A 1,915-nucleotide genomic window follows, 5' to 3' on the forward strand; every position below is an offset into this window, starting at 1 on the left:
CATCAGCCAGGTGGAGTACATGCCCGCCGCGGGCCCGGCGGGGGTGCCGTGGGGCGCCAGCGCGTCGGCGACCCGGGGCGCCCGGTCCGCGTAGACCCGCTTCGCGGTCCGGACCACCTTGTCCACCCAGCCCTCGCGGATCAGCCCGAGCAGGGCGAGCTGGGCTGGCCAGGACGGCATGTCGTAGGTGTGCTCGCGGTGCCGGACGAGCGCGTCGAGGAGGGCCGGGGGCGGGACCATCCAGCCGAGCCGCAGCGCCGGACCGACCGCCTTCGAGGCGGTGCCGAGATACGCGACCTGGGTGCGGTCCAGGGCCGCGAGCGCCGGGATCGGGGCCACGTCGTAGCGGAACTCCGAGTCGTAGTCGTCCTCCAGCACGACGGCTCCGCTCTCGCGCGCGGCGGCGAGGAGGGCGACGCGGTCGGCGGCCGGCATCACGTGGCCGAGCGGGTGCTGGTGCGCCGGCGTCACGTACGCCGCGGCCAGGCCGTCGACCGTGATCGGCCCTGTCGCGGGCAGGTCGACCGTCGCGCGCCCGGTGACCCGGACGCACTCGACCGCCGCGCGGTAGCCGGGGTCCTCGAGACCGACCGGGCCGGACGGCAGGTGGGGCAGCAGCTGGCGCAGCCCGTCGGTCGTGCCGGAGGTCAGCAGCACCTCGTCGGGGTCGACGACCAGGCCGCGGGTGCGCGCCAGCCGGTCCGCGATCACGGTCCGGAGCTCCAGGAGGCCACGCGTGTCGGGATAGCCGCGTGGGGGTCTCGCCGCCGACACCTCGCGCCAGGCGCGTCGCCAGCCCGCGGCGTGCCGTGGGTCGATCCAGGGGGATCCGAGGTCGAGGGTGATCAGCTCGGCCGCGACCGGCTGGTGCGGGCGGCGTCGCATGACGGTCGGAGGAGCACCGCCTGCGGCGACGAAGGTCCCGGCACCCTGTCGAGCCGACAGCCAGCCCTCGGCCAGCAGCTGGTCGTAGGCCTGCTCGGTCACCGACCGGGCGACACCGAGGTCGGTGGCCAGCGCCCGGGTGCTGGGTAGCCGATCACCCGGGGCGAGGGTGCCGGCGAGGATCAGCTCGCGCACGTGGCCCGACAGCTGCACGCCGAGGGGCTCCGGCCGGTCGCGGTCGAGCCGCACGGGAAGGGTCCGCATCAAGTGTCCTGTCGAAATCGCCGAAGAGTGGCCCGTGACCGAGGGCCAATCTGTCGCCAGGCTAGCTTCGTGAACCCCTTGTCGCCCACCCCCCGCACCACGGTCAACCGGGGTGCCAACCGCGCGGTCGAGGAGCGCGAGCGACTGCTCGCCCTCCTGGCGGACGCGCTGGTCGCCCACCTGGGAGTCGTCGTGACCCGCGACGACGCGCCCCATCCGCTGGTGCTCCCGATGGCCTTCGCCGTCGACGTCGGCGGTCCGGACCCCGGCGGAACCCTCTACCTGCACGGCTCGACCGGCGCCGGGTGGCTCCGCGCGGCACTCGCGTCGGACGTCTGCGTCACGGTGACCGAGCTCGACGGGCTGGTCGTGGCCCGATCGGCGTTCCACCACTCGATGAACTACCGGTCGGCCGTCGTGATCGGCCGGGCGCGGCTGGTGGAGGACTCCGCGGAGCGGGCACACGCACTGGACCTGGTCGTCGACCACATGATCCCGGGTCGGTCCGCCACGCTGCGGGGCTCCACCCGCAAGGAGATGGCGGCGACGGCCGTGCTCGCGCTGCCCCTGCTGGAGGCGTCGATGAAGCAGCGGGCGGGCGGTCCGGTGGACGACCCGGAGGACGTCGCCACCGGCGCCTGGGCCGGCCACGTCCCGTTGCGCCGGGTCTCCGGGCCGCCGGTCAGCGCTGCCGACTCGCACCCCGACGTGCCCGTTGACGTCCGGTCTCGCGCGGAGGCGCTCGCGTGAAGGCGCCGACCGCGAC

At 75.1% G+C, this 1,915-nt stretch carries 2 protein-coding genes; one reads left to right on the forward strand and one right to left on the reverse strand.

Annotation, left to right across the window (positions count from 1 at the left end):
• The coding region (locus tag E7Z54_RS14475; protein WP_136434846.1) for a PLP-dependent aminotransferase family protein at positions 1 to 1,149 on the reverse strand (1,149 nt) is incomplete at its 3' end.
• Positions 1,150 to 1,218: 69 nt separating this feature from the next.
• On the opposite strand from E7Z54_RS14475, the gene E7Z54_RS14480 reads away from it, so the two are divergent.
• Positions 1,219 to 1,899, forward strand: coding sequence for a pyridoxamine 5'-phosphate oxidase family protein (locus tag E7Z54_RS14480; RefSeq protein ID WP_136434848.1), 681 nt, complete (start codon positions 1,219 to 1,221; stop codon positions 1,897 to 1,899).
• Positions 1,900 to 1,915: the final 16 nt, after the last annotated feature.

This window comes from Nocardioides sp. (assembly GCF_004803405.1).
In the GTDB taxonomy this organism is placed as follows: Bacteria; Actinomycetota; Actinomycetes; order Propionibacteriales; family Nocardioidaceae; genus Nocardioides; species Nocardioides vastitatis.